At 66.4% G+C, this 16,410-nt stretch carries 17 protein-coding genes; 7 read left to right on the top strand and 10 right to left on the bottom strand.

Annotation, left to right across the window (positions count from 1 at the left end; translation table 11 throughout):
* Both ACIHA7_RS38060 and ACIHA7_RS38055 read left to right on the top strand, forming a co-directional pair.
* A complete protein-coding gene (locus tag ACIHA7_RS38060; RefSeq protein ID WP_397296660.1) occupies positions 1-396 on the top strand; it encodes a hypothetical protein in 396 nt (131 codons plus the stop codon).
* Between the two features lie 270 nt (positions 397-666).
* The gene (locus ACIHA7_RS38055) at positions 667-1,287 is read left to right on the top strand and encodes a hypothetical protein (protein ID WP_397296657.1); all 621 of its coding nucleotides are present in this window, start codon (positions 667-669) and stop codon (positions 1,285-1,287) included.
* Between the two features lie 129 nt (positions 1,288-1,416).
* Here the strand turns inward: ACIHA7_RS38055 and ACIHA7_RS38050 are convergent, their stop codons facing one another.
* Both ACIHA7_RS38050 and ACIHA7_RS38045 read right to left on the bottom strand, forming a co-directional pair.
* Complete coding sequence (locus ACIHA7_RS38050) at positions 1,417-1,986, bottom strand: DUF6368 family protein (protein WP_397296654.1); 570 nt, start codon at positions 1,984-1,986, stop codon at positions 1,417-1,419.
* Between the two features lie 101 nt (positions 1,987-2,087).
* Positions 2,088-3,221 carry a hypothetical protein gene (locus tag ACIHA7_RS38045; protein WP_397296652.1) on the bottom strand — a complete coding sequence of 378 codons (1,134 nt, stop codon included), beginning with the start codon at positions 3,219-3,221 and terminating at the stop codon, positions 2,088-2,090.
* A 1,059-nt stretch (positions 3,222-4,280) separates the two neighbouring features.
* On the opposite strand from ACIHA7_RS38045, the gene ACIHA7_RS38040 reads away from it, so the two are divergent.
* Complete coding sequence (locus ACIHA7_RS38040; RefSeq protein WP_397296649.1) at positions 4,281-4,613, top strand: hypothetical protein; 333 nt, start codon at positions 4,281-4,283, stop codon at positions 4,611-4,613.
* A gap of 236 nt (positions 4,614-4,849) precedes the next feature.
* On the opposite strand, the gene ACIHA7_RS38035 is transcribed toward ACIHA7_RS38040, so the two are convergent.
* Complete coding sequence (locus ACIHA7_RS38035) at positions 4,850-5,095, bottom strand: hypothetical protein (protein ID WP_397296647.1); 246 nt, start codon at positions 5,093-5,095, stop codon at positions 4,850-4,852.
* Between the two features lie 35 nt (positions 5,096-5,130).
* On the opposite strand from ACIHA7_RS38035, the gene ACIHA7_RS38030 reads away from it, so the two are divergent.
* Positions 5,131-5,511: a pyrroline-5-carboxylate reductase family protein gene (locus ACIHA7_RS38030; protein ID WP_397296645.1), complete on the top strand. Its 381-nt coding sequence runs from the start codon at positions 5,131-5,133 to the stop codon at positions 5,509-5,511.
* Between the two features lie 157 nt (positions 5,512-5,668).
* On the opposite strand, the gene ACIHA7_RS38025 is transcribed toward ACIHA7_RS38030, so the two are convergent.
* The 3 genes from ACIHA7_RS38025 to ACIHA7_RS38015 form a co-directional block, all read right to left on the bottom strand.
* The gene (locus tag ACIHA7_RS38025) at positions 5,669-6,187 is read right to left on the bottom strand and encodes a hypothetical protein (RefSeq protein WP_397296643.1); all 519 of its coding nucleotides are present in this window, start codon (positions 6,185-6,187) and stop codon (positions 5,669-5,671) included.
* A gap of 323 nt (positions 6,188-6,510) precedes the next feature.
* Entirely contained in the window at positions 6,511-7,116 is a 606-nt protein-coding gene (locus tag ACIHA7_RS38020) for a dihydrofolate reductase family protein (protein WP_397296640.1), read from the bottom strand.
* Between the two features lie 367 nt (positions 7,117-7,483).
* Entirely contained in the window at positions 7,484-8,689 is a 1,206-nt protein-coding gene (locus ACIHA7_RS38015; protein ID WP_397296638.1) for a cytochrome P450, read from the bottom strand.
* A 619-nt stretch (positions 8,690-9,308) separates the two neighbouring features.
* Between ACIHA7_RS38015 and ACIHA7_RS38010 the strand changes: the two genes are divergently transcribed.
* Positions 9,309-9,875, top strand: a complete 567-nt coding sequence (locus ACIHA7_RS38010; RefSeq protein ID WP_397296636.1) for a hypothetical protein — start codon at positions 9,309-9,311, stop codon at positions 9,873-9,875.
* A gap of 70 nt (positions 9,876-9,945) precedes the next feature.
* Here ACIHA7_RS38010 and ACIHA7_RS38005 read toward each other — a convergent pair whose 3' ends face one another.
* The 3 genes from ACIHA7_RS38005 to ACIHA7_RS37995 all read right to left on the bottom strand — a co-directional run bounded on the left by ACIHA7_RS38005 (position 9,946) and on the right by ACIHA7_RS37995 (position 11,853).
* Positions 9,946-10,455: a GNAT family N-acetyltransferase gene (locus ACIHA7_RS38005; RefSeq protein WP_397296634.1), complete on the bottom strand. Its 510-nt coding sequence runs from the start codon at positions 10,453-10,455 to the stop codon at positions 9,946-9,948.
* A gap of 55 nt (positions 10,456-10,510) precedes the next feature.
* Complete coding sequence (locus ACIHA7_RS38000; RefSeq protein ID WP_397296694.1) at positions 10,511-11,104, bottom strand: histone deacetylase; 594 nt, start codon at positions 11,102-11,104, stop codon at positions 10,511-10,513.
* Between the two features lie 83 nt (positions 11,105-11,187).
* A complete protein-coding gene (locus ACIHA7_RS37995; protein ID WP_397296633.1) occupies positions 11,188-11,853 on the bottom strand; it encodes a class I SAM-dependent methyltransferase in 666 nt (221 codons plus the stop codon).
* A 60-nt stretch (positions 11,854-11,913) separates the two neighbouring features.
* Here ACIHA7_RS37995 and ACIHA7_RS37990 point away from each other — a divergent pair, with 60 nt between their 5' ends.
* Positions 11,914-12,702 carry a glutamate racemase gene (locus ACIHA7_RS37990; RefSeq protein WP_397296630.1) on the top strand — a complete coding sequence of 263 codons (789 nt, stop codon included), beginning with the start codon at positions 11,914-11,916 and terminating at the stop codon, positions 12,700-12,702.
* A gap of 93 nt (positions 12,703-12,795) precedes the next feature.
* Entirely contained in the window at positions 12,796-13,566 is a 771-nt protein-coding gene (locus ACIHA7_RS37985; RefSeq protein WP_397296629.1) for an SDR family oxidoreductase, read from the top strand.
* Positions 13,567-13,580: 14 nt separating this feature from the next.
* On the opposite strand, the gene ACIHA7_RS37980 is transcribed toward ACIHA7_RS37985, so the two are convergent.
* Positions 13,581-16,319 (bottom strand): AAA family ATPase, encoded by a 2,739-nt coding sequence (locus ACIHA7_RS37980; protein WP_397296627.1) that lies wholly within the window; start codon positions 16,317-16,319, stop codon positions 13,581-13,583.
* Between the last annotated feature and the right edge of the window lie 91 nt (positions 16,320-16,410).

The raw sequence follows: 16,410 nt of genomic DNA, 5'->3' as shown, positions 1-16,410 counted from the left end.
GTGGCCAATCGGTACCCGACCGAGCTCGAATTCTCCGTCTGGCATCGCCTCAACGAAGACCAGATCCTGCCCCACAACGTGCTGATGGCTTCGGCAGCCTTGCCCCCGGCAGAACCAGAGCAACCACAAGTTACCGAGCAGCTCCAGTCGCAGGATATCAGCGACGCGAAACTGTTGGCCGAGAAGCACTTTCCGATCGTGGCGGAGCTGGGTTCGCCTGATGTCGACTACCTGGTGACGACAGACCCTCGCGACTATCTCAGGCCCGAAGGGGTAGGGCTCACGTGCAGCCTCGAGCGCAGCCTGCCGATGACCGTCCGCAATCGTAGGTATCTCGCAAACCACCCATTCGACCCCGCTGAGCAGGCATTCACAGTTCGGTATTGGCAATGCTGATCCGCTGGTCCACCGGCACCGTTCACGAGAGAAGCCGACCCGCACTCTGCTCACATGCGCGTGCGACGCCACATAATCGGCACGATCGGATGTTCTGCGCGGTGAGAGAGCCGGGCGATGCCCAGCCGGATTGGATTACACGACTCGGTACGAGGCATCCCCGCACCGTTCTATGCTGTTGGGGTGTTCGATCGGGAGGGTCGCACGCGCATCGAGTGAGTGGGAAATGCGTTGAATGATAGGACAACTGAAGAGAGGGCGCCGCAACCCGTGGGGACGGGTCGAGTGTTCCGGGTACGGCAGATCGGGTGGGGGTTCGGTGTCGTCGCGCTGTTCGCGGCAGGAGTGGCGGCGTGGTTTGTAGGTGGCCTGCCTACCCGCTTCTATCGGCTCGATTTTGTTCCTGCGTGGGTGTTCATCATGGCCGTGCCGGTGTGCTGGACTGCGGGCGCAGTGCTCTGGAGCCATTTCGTCTCGGGGCTGTGCCGGTGTAGGCCGTGGGTCCGCGGCGCGATCGGTGCCGTCCTGGTGTTGATGACGGTGGTCGCGTGGCCGATCACGATCTTCTTGTCCGCCTTGGTCGGCGACGGCGGCCGAGGAACGATCAAGGCCGTCGAGGTCAGTCGCGACGGGCGCTATGAAGCCGTCTCGGAATCGTTCTGGGGCTTCTTCGATCCCTCCTGCCGCGTGTGGTTGCGGGAACGCGGCGGATTGCTCAGCAGGCAGGTCCTGGTGTGGGAGCGAATCGAGGCGAATTGTCCGGTGCGCGTGTACTTCCCGGATGACACCACGATCAGCATCACCGAGCGGAAGGGCGATGCACCCATGACGACGACGTTCGACCCCGATCGGATGGAGGTCGCGCGGACCTTACCGCCAGGCGTCCGTTGAAGTCGCTCGGTCTGGTGGCCGAGCCGGGCGCGCCGGAGCCTGCCACGGCGACGAGGTAGGCACTTGCCGAGGTCGAGCCGAACTTCCAGACTTGCCGAATGCCGGGCAGTGATCGCGGAAGCCGCACCGTCACTTGATCATTCGGAATCGCGGATGCCGCAGCCACGCGTCGAGGAATTCGGCATCGCACACGTGGGATTCGCGGGGTCGGCTGCGCGATCCGTGGTTGACGGCATAAAGCCTTCCCGGCAGTCTGCGCAGGGCGTGCGAGGTGCGCTGCGCGATCTCGGCACGCTGCTCGCGGCTCGGATTCACGTTGGGGATGTGTGCGGGCCACGCGAACGGTGTCAGCGCGCCACCGAACTCGACCAGCGCGTCGAATTCCAGGGCGAAGGCCAGGCAGAGGTGCCCCAGCAGCCGATGATCGGCGTCACCGTTGCACGCCATCCAGGCCCCGATCGCCGCGACGGGCCGGAACCCGATCGCCTCCACCAGGCGCTCGTGGGCTGAATAGTCCTGCCGCACAGACACCCCCACCAAGCCGGCGTCCGAAACATCGCCGGAAATCCCGAGGGCGGCGGGATCCTCGAGCACCCACTCGTCGCGGTGCGCGCAGACCCGGAATCCCGTCCTCATCAGCCGATCGACCTGCGCGTCGGAAACAGGGTTGCGCAACAGCACGCTCGCGACCGGACCCACGCCGTCCATCATGGCTCGCCAGAGGCGGGATCGCACCAGAATTTCTACGTAGGCAGTACCGGGCGCTCATCAACGTAAGTCGTTTTGTGTCAAGCCGTCGCTCAGCAGGTCACTCCGTACCGTTGCACCAGTGGCAGCTCGGCCTTAGTGGGCGGGTCGCCGCCGATTTGGCAATTGCCGATGATGATTCGCAGTCCTCGGTCGCGGTGATAGCTTTCCAGGCCGTCGCGGGGGTCTGAGGTAGCCAGGTAGGAGATGCCGCGCGATCCCAGCTCCGTCGTGGCGGGGAACTGGGCAAGCAGCTCCGCGACGATCGGGATATGTTTTTCGGCAAGCAGCTTCGCGTCGTGGAATTCTCGCGAATGGATCCGCTCGATGACGTCAGGCCATGCCGGATTTCCCGATGGGGTGGATTGCAAGTGCATCAGCACCGTGTGGGCTGGGTCTCGGTCGGTGTTCAGGCGATGCCAAACCGATAGCTCGAGGTCGGTCGGGTATCGGTGGTCTATCCGCAGGAGCCCGCTCTCCGGGGCTGAGGATTTGATCTGCCATGCGGCGTTGGAAAGTTCACTGAAGTCCCGCGTCAAACGCCGATACGCATCGCTGACCACAGTGAAGTCGTCCGAGCGAGCGAGATTCAGTGCAATCTCGCCGACCCCATCGGTCCCCTTCGAGAGCGTGTCGTCGGGCCCGTAATCCATCCGAATGTGAGTGGACCACTGGTAGATCCAGCGCAACTCGTCCTCGGGAAAGGCGAGGCTCAGGGCATGCCATTGGGCAGTATGGTCCGCCGCGGTAGCGAACCCGTGTTTTCCGACTTTGAAGGAGCTCTTCTCATCGCGTCGTCGCACTTCGATATCGGCCCGCAACCCGTGCAACTCCGGAGCGGCTGCTGTCGAGTCGTGGAATGTCCTGATCACTGCGTTGATCTGGTCGACCGATGCTCCCTCGGTCAACACGACTACCCCGGAGAAGTTATCGCCGACCGTGATCGAAACCTGATGAACCCCTGGCAGCTGGCCGAGTACCGATTCGACATCTCGCGCCGCCTTGGCGTGCGCCGGATCGGTCGCGCTGCCGCACGAGGACACGAGGATGCCGGCCAACGCGATCACTGCCCATACGAACCGTGGCCGCCCCCGACCTCGCGTACGATTGATCATCGCCGCGGCAGTAAAAGCGACCCAGGCCGAGCGGATCCCACCCACGCAGACCTCAGACTCCACACTCGACATGCGGGTAAGTTACAGCACGACGAGCCGGACGAACGCTACTCGCAACGTCCGCACATTCCGCATGGCGCGCGTTCTGCGCGGTGATATCGACTGTGGCGCATAGGCTCCGGTCGTATCGACGATGGCCGTGGGCCGAGGTCGCCGCACGTAACGGCACAGTGATGCATCCGCTGGTGCAGTGGCGCAACCGCACGAGGTGACGGCCGGACCCTGGAGGCGATATCCGGAAATGCCGCTACGCCGTCGTTCGGCGCGCGGAATCGGCTGCGGCGCAGCTCATCCGATGACGCCGAAGAGCGAACGTCGCGTCGGCGGGCTGGCAAACAAGTCGATTGCCCGGCTGTCCCGGCACCGCAGGCGATGCCGGGCGCGCCCCGCTGGGTGTTACTGGCGGTTCGCCTTTCCGACCCGGTCCGGGACTTGAACGGTTGCAGGACGAGTAGGCGAGCTCGAGGCCGCCCGCTGCGTGTGCGGGCACCGCACGAGCGTCGGCACCGCGAGTCCTAGCAGCAGGGCTGTCAGACGCCCGATTCGGTGGGACACAGTTTCACACCATGGCTCCTGTCTGGATCGAAAGGCATTGATTTCAGCGACCCCGCACCGTGCACACCAATGCCTCGGCCTCGCACGGGACACCATGGAGTATTCGGAGCGGCCGACGATCTGGATCGAAGATCGTGCAACCATCTTCTCCGGCTCGGTCGTGACCTTCGAACAGGCGGAGTGTCGACGGACCTACTCGACCACGCCCTGTATCGCCACTTGCGGCGGGGACCGAACGAGATGTGCTGCGGCACTGACTATCCTGTATTGCGGATGAACGGATGGTGATGCGCGCTGCCAGTCCTCAATAGTCGGGACTGCCTCGGTTATATGTCGTGCACCTGCATTCTGATCTGGTAGCAAGACCGGCGTGGTGGATGTTCCGGTTTGATTTGCTGGTCAAGTTGTTCGTTGTTGGAGGACTTATCGATGTTTGCTCATATGGCGTCGCTGTCCCGGGTGTTTCGTGCCCGCTCTTCGATGCGACCAGGACCGTTGGGCGGCAAGGTACCCGGGGTGGTGAAACAGGTGAGCGGACAAGATCTTCTCGCGCTGGGCGAGAGGGCTCGCGGAAGATTCAGTGCGCATGGTCGCCCGCGCTGGACCGCGGCGCACCTGGACGAGATAGCTTCGGTTCTGCTGATCCCACTAGTCAGGAAAAGCGGTCCTGATGGGCGACCATTGGCATGGCGGTGTTACGCCGGGGTCACCCTGACAGGCAACGGAACGGTCGTCTTCACCCTCGACATTTCGATGGCAGATTTCGATCGATTGTCCACAGTGAACGATCCCTGGGTTGTCGCTGAAGCGCTGCTGCCGCATGCCCCACACCTGCCGATCGAAGAGTGAAGGTCTTGCGCCGCAGCGGTCGCGTGCTGCCAGGAGCCCAGAACGCTGTCACGCCGCTGCGGGGGCATTCGGCCGACCATGGCCAGCAAGAAGGCCGGACAGGGCAGCAAGCATCCGATAGTGCCGCGACCCGCGCGTCCGAGATAGCCGTTGCCGTTGGCTTCGAGAGCGCAACTGCGGTGTGTCCGGATATGCAGTCGAGGTTCGGGGCGGCGTGGATCCGGCTCGGCGAATAATTACGCCTCACCTTCCACGCCGTCGTCCCCTTCGAAGTCTTCGAGCTGCCCGAGGTGCCGCAGCGGGAGCGACCAGCCGCTCACCTCCATGAGAGCTGCTTCATACACCAGCATTGCCCCGCGTAGCCGCTCTCCTTGGCGGACAACAGCAACCGGGTCGTTCGGGCTTTGCTCACACACTGCCGCGTGGGCGCGCAACTCCGCGCAAACATCTTCTGCTGCACGGGCCAGAATCGAGTCCGTCACGGCTACCACCCGCTCCACCAACTGCTTACCGACACTTGCCAGTCAGCATTCCATCTCCCGTCAGTCCAGCCAAAGACGGTATTGCGGCATACCCGATAGTCGGCAAATCCGCGTTGCCGCGGCGCGACCCGAAACCGCCGACGGCGAAGCCGAGTCGGCCCCCCGATTTGGGCGTCGACCCTGCCACCGCCGAGCAAGTGATCAGCCAAACCCTCTACGGCGCCGCCGCCACTCTGCACCGCACCAGCGTCGGCCCCACCGACCTGACCGCCCAAGTCGCCACCCCCGGCGGCGTCACTCGCGCAGGCCTGGATGAACTAGACCACGCTCTTCTCACCGACACCCTGCACACCGCCCTCCGATCCGCCATCACCCACCAACGACAAGCCGCCCCCGCATCAACGCTGGTTCCCTGATCGATACCACGACAACCGGATTCGCGGTTCTGACGGATCGACGCGAAGGTGTTCACCTCAGCTTCGAGTGCTCGCGCTACCCCTGGCACGAGGTGTGCTCTGCCTGCGTTATGAGACGAGTAATCCGGCTCAATTTTTGGTTTGGCTCGCCCCGAGCTCATTGCGGATTCCAGTAGTATCCAGGGGTGTTGAGCGGGTTGCTGGTGTTCTGCAGGACCAGCGCTATTCCGTTGTCGCGCAGGTACATCCTCGGTGCCGCGCTCGGCGCGAACGCCCATCGGGGCGGGTTGGTAGCTCCGCCCCCGACCCAGCCCGCGCGCGGGTCGTCACACGATCCGACGATCACGACACCGGGCGAAGTGGAGGCATCGCCGATGAGGCACTTGCCAGGGAAATGGTCGAGCCGGAAGAGAACGGATTCGGGCTGGTCATCCCGCACGAACCAATGCGGCGTGTCGGGTCTGCAGTTGGCAGCATCGACCGCATCGCCGCGGCCTGCGGCGACTTCGTTGTAGTAGACGCAGGCCGGGTGATCGGGGTTGCTGAGCTGGAAGAGCCTGAACACGTGCGGAAGTCCGGTCTCCAGCGCGCCGGGTGTCGCGGGTTCGGCGTGTGCCGGTGCCGACATCGAGCACAGGACCGCGACGAAGAAGATAGTGAGTTTGGTTCTTTTCAACGGAACTCCTTCGGTTGGCCGCGTCACAAGTTTGGGCGCGGGGAGTCGGCACACGTCACCGGAATCGGCACTGCTGCAGAGGAAACCGGGACGTCCCCGAGAGCAGACGGGCGATGGCCGGCAGCGGCCTTCGCACTGGTTCGTCCTCGACCATCGGTACGTGCACAGAGCGAATGCTAGAAGTCTGGACATATCGTCCGCGTATGCAAAACCTCACGCGGCGTTGCTATCTCGCCGACGAGACGGCCAGGCGAGCCCACGCTGTGCACAGCTGAGCCGGATGGCCGGCCTGGCGGTGGTCCGGGCCGGGCGGACGGGCGAGGTCAGGCGGGGGCGCCCAGCGGAGGGTGCTCGAGCACGCGGGGCTTGTACTCGACCATTTGGGTGCGGCCGTCGAAGGTGCGGTGCTCGATCATCTCGAGGGCAACATCGGGATAACCGTCGTAGATGCGTTCTGCGCCGGTGGCACCGGTGATCACCGGGAACATCACGACCCGGAATCGGTCTACGAGTCCGGCTCGGAGCAGGGACCGGCACAGGCTCAGGCTGCCGATCGTGCTGAGCAGCCCCGAGCCACTGGACTTCATGGCGCGGACCGCCTCGACGGCGTCGTCGCGGACGAGCGTGGAGTTGGCCCACGTCAGCGGCTGCTCGAGGGAGGAGGAGAACACCACCTTGGACGCTTGGGTGAGCTCGTCGACGGACGCTTCTTCTTCTGGCCTGAACTCGTCTTGGCCCTGCGGGACCTCGCCGGTCGCGAAGCCCGACATCAGGCGGTAGGTGTTCGCACCCATCAGGTAGGTGACTTCGGGCTGCTCGCCGAGCCATGCGAGGTACTCCGGGCCTTCGAGGCCCCAGAACCCGGGCCAACCCTCTCCCGATGCGTAGCCGTCGAGGGATGTGATGAAGTCGACGAGAAGCTCCGACATAGCGGTGTCCTTTCCTAAGGTGTCACCAGCTTTGACCGGCCGGGCGCCACAAACTCATCGGCCGCGCCGCGCAGAAACGAGCAAACCCATGACGTCACAGCCGATCGTCTCGTCCATCGACCGCGCGCTCCGCAGCAGATGCGGTCAGCGGTCGCTCTCCTCGGCGTGTGCGATGGCATCGGTCAGCGTCTTGCGTTCCCGGGCGGGGACGTAGCCGCCGTCGGTGTAGTTGCGGACGAATTCCCCGGCGAACTCGCCAGGGTCCGGTCCGATGACCTCGCGGATCGGGGCCGATCACCGTGAGAACTCGTCGAGATATTCCTGACCTGCGGTGAGCTGGTGGCGTGCGCGATCTGGGCCGCTGCGGTCATACGTCCCAGGTGACGGGGAGGCTCTTCAACCCGTAGATGTCCGCGGATTCGGGGCGCAGGGGGACCTCTTCGGCCGGGACGGCCAGGCGCAGCGTGGGGAATCTGTTGAGCAGCGCGGGGAACGCGACGCGCATTTCGACGCGGGCGAGTTGGGCTCCCAGGCAGTGGTGGGCGCCGTGGCCGAAGGCCAGATGTCCGTCCGCCCGCCGGTGGATGTCGAGCAGGTGGGGATCGGCGAAGCGTTCGGGGTCGCGGTTGGCGGTGTTGTACGAGGCGATGACCACCTGGCCTGCCTTGATCGTCTGGCCGGCCAGCTCGACGTCTTCCAGCGCTGTTCGCATGGATGTCTTGGCGACGCTCAGATACCGCAGCAACTCCTCCACCGACTGGTCGGTGAGCGCGGGATCGGCGCGTAGCGCGGTGAGCTGCTCCGGGTGCTGCAGGAGCGCGAAGGTGCCCAGCGCCAGCATGTTCGCGGTGGTGTCCAATCCGGCCGCCAGCAGAACCAGGGCCATTCCCCGCAGCTCCTCATCGGTGAGGTCGGTGTCGGTGAGGTCGCTGAGCACGTCGTCGGTGGGGTTCGCGCGCTTGGCAGCCACCAGTTCGGTGAGGTAGTCGTAGGTCGCGGTTACCGCCGCCATCAGGTCTTCGTCGCTGGTCTCGCCGTTCATGAACGACTCCACGTTCTCTTGGAAAGAGTCGCGGTCGTCGTAGGGCACGCCCAGCAGTTCGCAGATCATGATGGCGGGGATGGGCCGGGCGAACGCGGTCACCAGATCCGTTGGCGGCCCGGCCTTCTCCATGGCATCGAGGTGTTCGGCGGTGATTTGCTCGACGCGTTCGGTGAGCAGCCGCATACGCCGTGCGGTGAACTTGCGCACCAGTGGTATCCGATAACGCCCGTGTTGTGGTTCGTCCATGAGCAGGAACTCGCCCGGCGGTGCCGGCGGGATCTCGAAGCCCGAGTAGTCGATGGTCGGGTGGAGCATGAGCTCTTTGCGTGAGCTGAACCGCGAGTCGGCCAGAATCGACCTGACCAGCTCATACCCGGTGACCAACCAGCCAGGCTTTCCGCCAGGGAAGGTGTAGTGGCTGATCGGTGCATGCCGACGGGCCTCGATCAGCTCTGCGGGCGGGTCGAACGGACAGCCGGGCTGACGCGCGGTCGGTAGGGACGTGATCGTGTGGAGAGATTCAGTCATGACCATTCCCCTTGTGGTAGTGGATTTTTGAGACAGTTCGGAAGTAGCGATGGCCTGACTATAGGTAGATGTATACGTATATGCAACATGGGGTGGCCGAGGGGTGGGCGAGCACTCGTCGGCGTGCAACGCGCGATACTCGGAGCGATGAGGCTCAGCGAGCCGGGTGCGATAGTGCGATGCACGCCCGTTCCGGGTCGAAAACGGGTGTGGTGGTCGCCTTCCGCCGCCGCGGGCGGGAGGAGCTCCGCTTGGATATCCGGACTCGGCCACGGACCTAGCGCACCCACGCTGCGTAGGCGCGTTGTTAGCCGGGTGGCAGTCGCGCAAGATCGGAAGGCCGCGGGTGTCGTCTCGGTGCGTTGGTATGGCTGGCCGAAGTCGCCCACCGTGCGGGAAACCGACTGTGGCAGTACACCTTCGACTACCCACCCGTTTCCGCCGCCGATCGCGCGCCGTGTATCTCCTCGTGGAGCACCGGACTTGACCCGCCGAATACACCGCAGCCAGGGCTTACCGATGGCCGATGACCGAGTCGGGAGTTGCGTGGCCGCGCTGGATGTCGGACCTTGTCGGCCACACCTGCTGTGGCCCAACATATCCGAATAGGATGCGCGTCGTGAGCATCACCATTGCCGACCTGGTCGGCTACACCGATCGCGACCTCGACGCCGATCTGGCGCGCTGGTTCTCCGACGCCGAACCGGTCGAGGTACCGGACGAAACACGCCCGGTGGCACCGTTCCTCGAGCGCCTGGCCCCCGCGGACGCCGCGGCGCTCGCGGCACTGGATCGGCGGGTCCGTTCCGGGCGGCTGCCGCAGTTCCTGGACATCTTCGAGTGGAGCTACGGCTTCGACTTCGCCGAAAACGACTGCGGCATCCTTGATTCGGACTACGAGACCGAGTTGAGCGACGACGACGTCTATTCGATCGGCGCCGACGGCGGCGGTAACCTCTACTGCCTGCTCACCAATGGCCAAGTGGCCGTGTGGTTTCACGAGGAGGAGGTGCTCGAAGCCGGCACCCGGTTCGACAACCTCGATGTCTTCCTCTGGTCCATCGTGCGCTACGGCGCGGTGCGCGCGGGCAAGCTCCCGCTCCCCGAAGTAGCGGCGGATTTCCGCGCCCTCGGCCAGGATGGTGCGCTCGCCCCGGACCTGGGCCTACTGAGCCTGATGCGGTGACCCGAGAGCGCGCCGCGGCCGTCTCGGGCGGCGGCGCGCTGCCACCCGAACCGGCAGTTTCAGTCCAGAGCTATTCGGGCTTGTTGTCGAATGCGGTCAGCACAGCCACGGTGTAGGTGACCGATTGACCGTTCTGCAGGCAGTGGTGTTCGCCGCGTTCGACGAAGCCGAGTCGGCGGACCAAGCGCCTGCTCCTCGTGTTCCACGTTTGGACGACTGCGCGAATCGGCGTCGCCGGGTGGTCCTGGCGGAGCCGGGTCAGCACGGCGGTGGCGAAGTGTTCGCCGTGGCCTCGGCCGACCCATTGTGGATCCATACCGACACCGAGGTCGACCATGGTGGGGTCCGCATCGAGGCCTGGGACCCGCGCCTCGGGTCCGGTGCAGAGGAACCCGACAATGCGGTCGGTGTCGGCGTCGGCCACGGCCAGGTATCCGTCGGCCGCGCTGGGCAGGTCGTCGTCGGCGGCGCCGAAGTTGTAGATCTGCCACGGACCGGCGTACTGCCAGCCGGCGACCTGGCGGGCGTCGCTGACGGTGAAGGGACGTACTACCAGGCGGTCGGGCCATCCATCGTTCACTCCGTGACGTTCTCACACTCGTTCGACGTAGCCGAAGTCATTTTCGGGCACGGCGTCACGCGGCGGGCGGAGTGCTGGTGAGGAGGGTGGCGAGGGTTTCGGGGGTCCAGGCCAGGTCGGCACCGGGGCGGGTGGCCAGATAGTCGGCGGTGGTTTCGACGGTCCAGCCGTGGGATTCGATGAGGCCTGCGGCGAGGTGGCGTAGGTAGGCGGGGGAGGGGGCGTTGCCGGGGAGGTCGGTGTGGCGCCAGGGCGCGGTGCAGGTGATTATCGGATGGTTCGCCAATGTTCCTGCGCAGGAGAGGGTTTCGTAGCGACCGGGGCCGAGAGGGACACGACCGGTGGTGATCACCTCGGTGAGGTCGAGATCGGTGCCGGGCGGCCGGTACATCTCTTGGGCGGCGATGTCGGAGAATTGCGCGACGGTGAGCAGGTAGGCGCGGGCCGCGGTCTGTCCCGGCCCATCCGGGTCGTAGAACGCGCGGCCGCCGGTCCAGATCAGGGATTCGGTGGCGAAGTACAGCAGGCCCGGCAACATGATGGGCACCGAGCGGACGGGCTCGGCCGGGTCGCGGCAGCCGAGCATGGCCCGCGCGCCGCCCTCCGGTGTGCCGCCGTTGAGGTAGCACCGCAGTCGGCTCAGGTGCATGTTCGACCCGTAGGCCGCGTACCAGACCAGGCCGTTGTCGGTCACTCATCCATCCTGCCGTCGTCGCTCGCGACGCGCAGATCTCAGCCCCGCTGGAACACCGCACGCCACCGGGCGAACCCGGGCTTGTCCGGTCGGGCCACCTGCTCCACCCGCACCGCCCGCAGATCCCCGACCGCGAAGGCGTCGATCTGCGCCCGGGTGAGCGGCCAGGGCGGTCCGTCCACCTCCGCACCTTCCTCGCCGATAGCCGCGATGACCAGCAACTCGCCACCGGGCGCCACCATCCGCGCGACGTTCGCCGTCGCCACCGCCCGCACCGAGACCGGCAGTGACTGCACGGTGATCGACTCGACAACCAGGTCGAACGCGCCTGCCCACTCGGCAGGCGGCGCGAGCAGATCGGCGACCCGATAGTGCACCTCGGACGCCGGAAAGCGTTCCCGCGCAGTCTGTATGGCCGTCTCCGACACATCGAACGCGGTCGTCTCGAACCCGAGTCCGGCCAGATGCTCGGCATCGCGCCCCAGCCCACATCCGACCACCATGGCCCGCATCCCGCCACCGGCCCGCTCATGCCGCTCGATCCAATCGACCAGCAGCGGATTCGGCTCGTCGGCATCCCACGGCACCACCGCCGACCCCTCGGCGGCGGCCGTGTACAGCCGCTCGAACCATCCGGTCGGGTCACCCTGCGCCAGCGAAGCGGCGGCCAGGCGGGTCGCGTCGGCATCACGAGAATCGGTCACCCGCCGAGTCTGTCAGGCACCCACGATCACCGCACGGCGACCGCCCGGCATGATCAGCGGGTGACCTCTCTCCGGCAGCCGATCGCCGTCTTCGACGCGGGCCTCGGCAGTTATTCGGCGGTGGAACTGCTGCACCGGCGCCTGCCCGACCGCGACATCGTCTATCTCGCCGACCGTGCCAGCTTCCCGTACGGCGCGAAGACCAGAGCCGAACTGCTGACCGTGGTCGACCGCGCGGTGCGCTTCCTCGCCGAATTCGCACCGAGCGCCATCCTGCTTGCCTCGAACGCGCCGTCGGTGACCATCCTCGACGAGCTGCGAAACCCCGTCCCGATCTTCGGCGTGCGCCCGCCGGTCGAGGCGGCGCTGGCCGTCGCCGACGAGGTGGCGGTGCTCGGTGTGCGTTCGTTGGTGGAGAGCGCCGAGTTGACCGAATTCCTGCGCGCCGCAGCGGGTTCGGCGATCGGCCGGGTCCACGCGGTCAACGCGTCCGCATTGGTCGAACTGGTCGAGAGCGGCGACTTCCTGTTCCGCCGCGAACACACCGCGTCGGTGGTCGGCGAGTTCCTGGACGCGCTGCTCACCGCACATCCCGCCATCGATGCGGTAACACTGTCGAGCACGCATTTACCTTGGCTCCGTGACTATTTCGAGCGCGCTCGCCCCGAGTTGCGCCTCTTCGACCCCATCGAAGGTGTGGTGGACCAGATCCGCCCGCTCTCGGTACCGGGCGCCGGCACCGTCCTCGGCTTGGTCACCGAGAACGAGCGCTACCCGGCGGCCGAGTTCCGAGCCATGCTGGCCCGTCTCGACATCGATCTCGAACTGGAGTCGGTCGTAATCCCCTGAGGTGGCTCGAGGCTGGACAGCTCGCGTCGACGGACGAACGCCATGTCCGAATCCTGCCGGACATCCGATGATTACCTCCGTTGAATAGCTTTCGTGAGCGAAACCAAAACCCCGACAACCAAAACTGCCCTGGTAACCGGCGCGAGCCGGGGCATCGGCCGTGCCATCGCGGAACGGTTGGCCCGGGACGGTGCACTGGTAGCAGTACATTTCGGACAGCACGACGCCGCGGCCAAAGACGTGGTCGCCGGCATCGAGGCCGACGGCGGCCGGGCTTTCGCGGTCCGTGGCGACCTCGGCTCCACCGACTTCGCCACCCTCTTCGATGACGCGGCGGCAGGCTTCGCCGACCTCGGCGCACCGGCCGGCCTGGACATCCTGGTCAACAACGCGGGCATGACCATCATGAAAGGCGTCGACACCATGACGCCCGCGGAGTTCGACACCATCTTCGCCACCAATGTCCGCGCCCCGTTCTTCCTGGTGCAAGGCGTCCTCGACCGGCTGCGGGACGGCGGCCGCGTCGTGAATCTGTCCTCAGCCGTCACCCGGATGGCGGTCCCCGACATCCTGGCCTACACCATGACCAAAGGCGCCATCGACAGCTTCACCCGCGTCCTCGCCCAGGCCCTCGGCCCACGCGGCATCACCGTCAACGCCGTCGCCCCCGGCTATGTGCTCACCGACATGAACGCCTGGCTCATCGACAACCCCGACGGTCAGCGCGAAACCTCGGCCAACGTCGCCCTCGGTCGCGTCGGCCGCCCCGCCGACATCGCCGACATCGTCTCCTACCTCGTCAGCGACGACGCCCGGTGGATCACCGGCCAAACCCTCGACGCCAGTGGTGGTACCGCCCTCTGAGTGGTGGTCCTCGGTCAACTGATCGCGGAGATGGCTCCGGCGAGTTCGACGCGGCTGCTGATGCCGAGGCGTGGATAGATGCGGTAAAGATGCGAGCCGACGGTCCGATGGGACAGGTAGAGCTTCTCCGCGATCTGGCGGTTGGTGAAGCCCTCGGCGGCCAGGGTGGCGATCTGTAGTTCCTGGGCGGTGAGGCGGTCGCGGGCGGTGGGGGAGCGGCGGGCGCTGGTCTCGCCCGCGGCGCGCAGCTCGTTGCGCGCGGCCTCGGCCCAGGGGCCCGCGCCGAGGGCGTCGAAGGTGTCGCGGGCCTCGCGCAGCGGTTCGCGCGCCTCCGACGTGCGGCGTAGTCGGCGCAGGCGGCGACCGTGGTGGAGTTGCAGCCGTGCGCGGTACAGCGGCCACGCACCCGTATGGCCGGTGAGCGCGGCGGTGTAGGCGGCATCGGCATCGATGTCCTCGGCGAGCACCGCGCGGCTGTATTCGTCGACGACGAGCAACATCGAGGAGGGCAGTTGTTGCGCCAGCCCCGGTAGGTCGGCGAGCAATTCCCTTGCGGCCTCGGCATTTTCGGAGGCAACCGCGGCGTCGGCGAGTTCGGGCGCCACCCACCACCGCTGCATGGGATGGCTCACCGGGTCGGCGGGATCATAGACGCGCGCCAGCGCCGTGAACGCGTCCTCGGCTTGCCCGGCCAACAGCAGGAGCATCCCACGGGTCTGCTGAGCGGCGATCTGGATACACCGCATCCCGGCGGACAGCGGGCTGGCGCCGATCGCGCGCAGATGCTCGGCGGCGAGTTCGGCTTCGCCGCGCAAAGCGGCGATCATGGCCAGATTGGCATGTCCGGTAACGAGATAGAACTCTTGACCGTTCTCCGCGGCGAAGGCGCGGGCTTCCTCGGACTCGGCGCGGGCCTTGTCCCAGTCGCCGAGCCAGATGCGGATCCAGTTCCCGGCGCCGAGGATGCCGGACAGCAGGCCGAGTCGCCCTTGGCTGCGGCTGATTCCGGCGGCGTTGTCGACGTAGGCGCAGCCACGGCGGAAATCACCGAGGAACAGCGCGGCGTAGCCGAGCGAGCGCATGGCGTCGGCGTCGGCGCGGTCCGGATCGAGCTGGTCGAGTTGCGCGAGAACTCCGGCGCCGCGCTCCCACGGCATGCTGAACGCGCCGATCGCGAGTGCCCGGGGGTCGTGTGCGGGCAGGCGCAGGGAATCCAGTTGGGCGACAATGCCTTTGCGGGACTCGGCGCTGGCGTCCTGGGTGGAGCAGCGCGCGGCGGCGAACCACAGTATCGCTGCGGCGAGATCGGTATTGCCTGCCTCGTGCACACCGGCGGCGATAGCGATGAGCTCCCGGATACGACGGTCGGCATCCTCGTAGCGGTGGAACGCGACGATCTCCTCGACGGCGGCCAGGCGCGCCAGCTCAACCGGCCCCAAGACGCTGAGGTCGGCCCGATCCAACAGCGCGGTGGCCTCGCGACGCGCACCGGTCTCGCTCGCCAGCTCCGCGGCCTGCAGGAGCAAGGCGGTGGTGCGGTCGGGGCGTTCGGACAGTTTCGCCGCGCGATCCAGGGCGGCGACCGCGGCCATGATGGCCCCACAGGCTCTCGATCGCTGCGCATAGTGCTCGAGTTGGGTGGCGATGGCGTCGTCGGTGCCGAGCGTGGCCGCGGCGCGATGCCAGAGTTGTTTGTCGGGGAAGTCGGCGAGAATCTCGGCCAATATCGAGTGCGCACTGAGCCGTTGCGTCAGCGGCGCCCGGACGTAGGTCGCCGAACGCATCAGTGGATGCCGGAAGCGCAGGAGCGGACCCGCCAGCTCGACCAGGCCGACGTCGATGGCCTCTTGCAGGTTCGCCGTACCGACCGGGACACCGGCGAGTGCGGTGGCCGCCCGCAACAGTCGGCCCGTGTCGCAGCTGACGTCGGCGGCGAGCACGACGAGCAGGGCCCGAGTCGGCTCGCTGAGCTCGGCAGAGCGCGCGGCGAAGGCGGTTTCGAGGCGGGCGGTCAAGGGCAGCTCTTCGACCATCCGATCGGTGCTCTGGCCCATCGCACGCGGTAACTCGGTGAGCGCCAACGGATTTCCCGCGGCTTGGCTGAGCAGTCGCTGCCGCACGTTGCTCGGCAAGGTGGGTGCCTGCGCGTGGAGCAGGGCGGCGGCGGCCTGTTCATCGAGCGGTTCGACGATGACCTCCGGCAGCCCCGCTCGCCGGGCGGCGTCCTCGGATCCGGTTCGGGTGGCGCCCAGCACGAGTACCGCGTCGCTGCCGATCCGGCGCGCGACGAAACTGAGGACATCCGCGCTACAGCTGTCGATCCACTGAAGGTCGTCGACGATCAGGACCGTGGGACACACCGCGGCGGCCTCGCCGACCAGCTGCAGCGTGGCCAACGCCACCGCGTACAGGTCGGGAGATCCGTCCGCGAGCCCGAACGCCGCGCGCAGCGTGCGCTGATGCGCAACGGGAAGTTTGGACACTTCGGCTTCGAGCGGACGCAGGAGCTGGTGCAGTGCGGCGAACGGCAAGCCTGCTTCGTTCTCCACACCGGCCGCGGAAACCACGGTCAGGTGCTGGTCGGTTGCCAGCGCCCGGATCGTGTTCAGGAGAGCCGACTTTCCGATACCTGCCTGTCCACGCAGGATCAGCACCGAGCCGTTTCCGGCGACCGCTCGATCCAGGAGGTCTCCCAGCATGGCCGAGTACCGGTCTCGGCCGATCAGAGCCGACTGCGAAATCTCACCGATCACCGCAAGATCCTGACAGAGAACCCATGGTTTCACAAAGTGACGGCGCAGGTAGGTACGGTAATCGGCGTGACGACTGAGTAGCCGAACAGCG

The organism is Nocardia sp. NPDC052316, from assembly GCF_044547795.1.
In the GTDB taxonomy this organism is placed as follows: Bacteria; Actinomycetota; Actinomycetes; order Mycobacteriales; family Mycobacteriaceae; genus Nocardia.
Note: the sequence above shows the minus strand (reverse complement) of the source record. Positions and strands in the feature narration are given on the sequence as shown.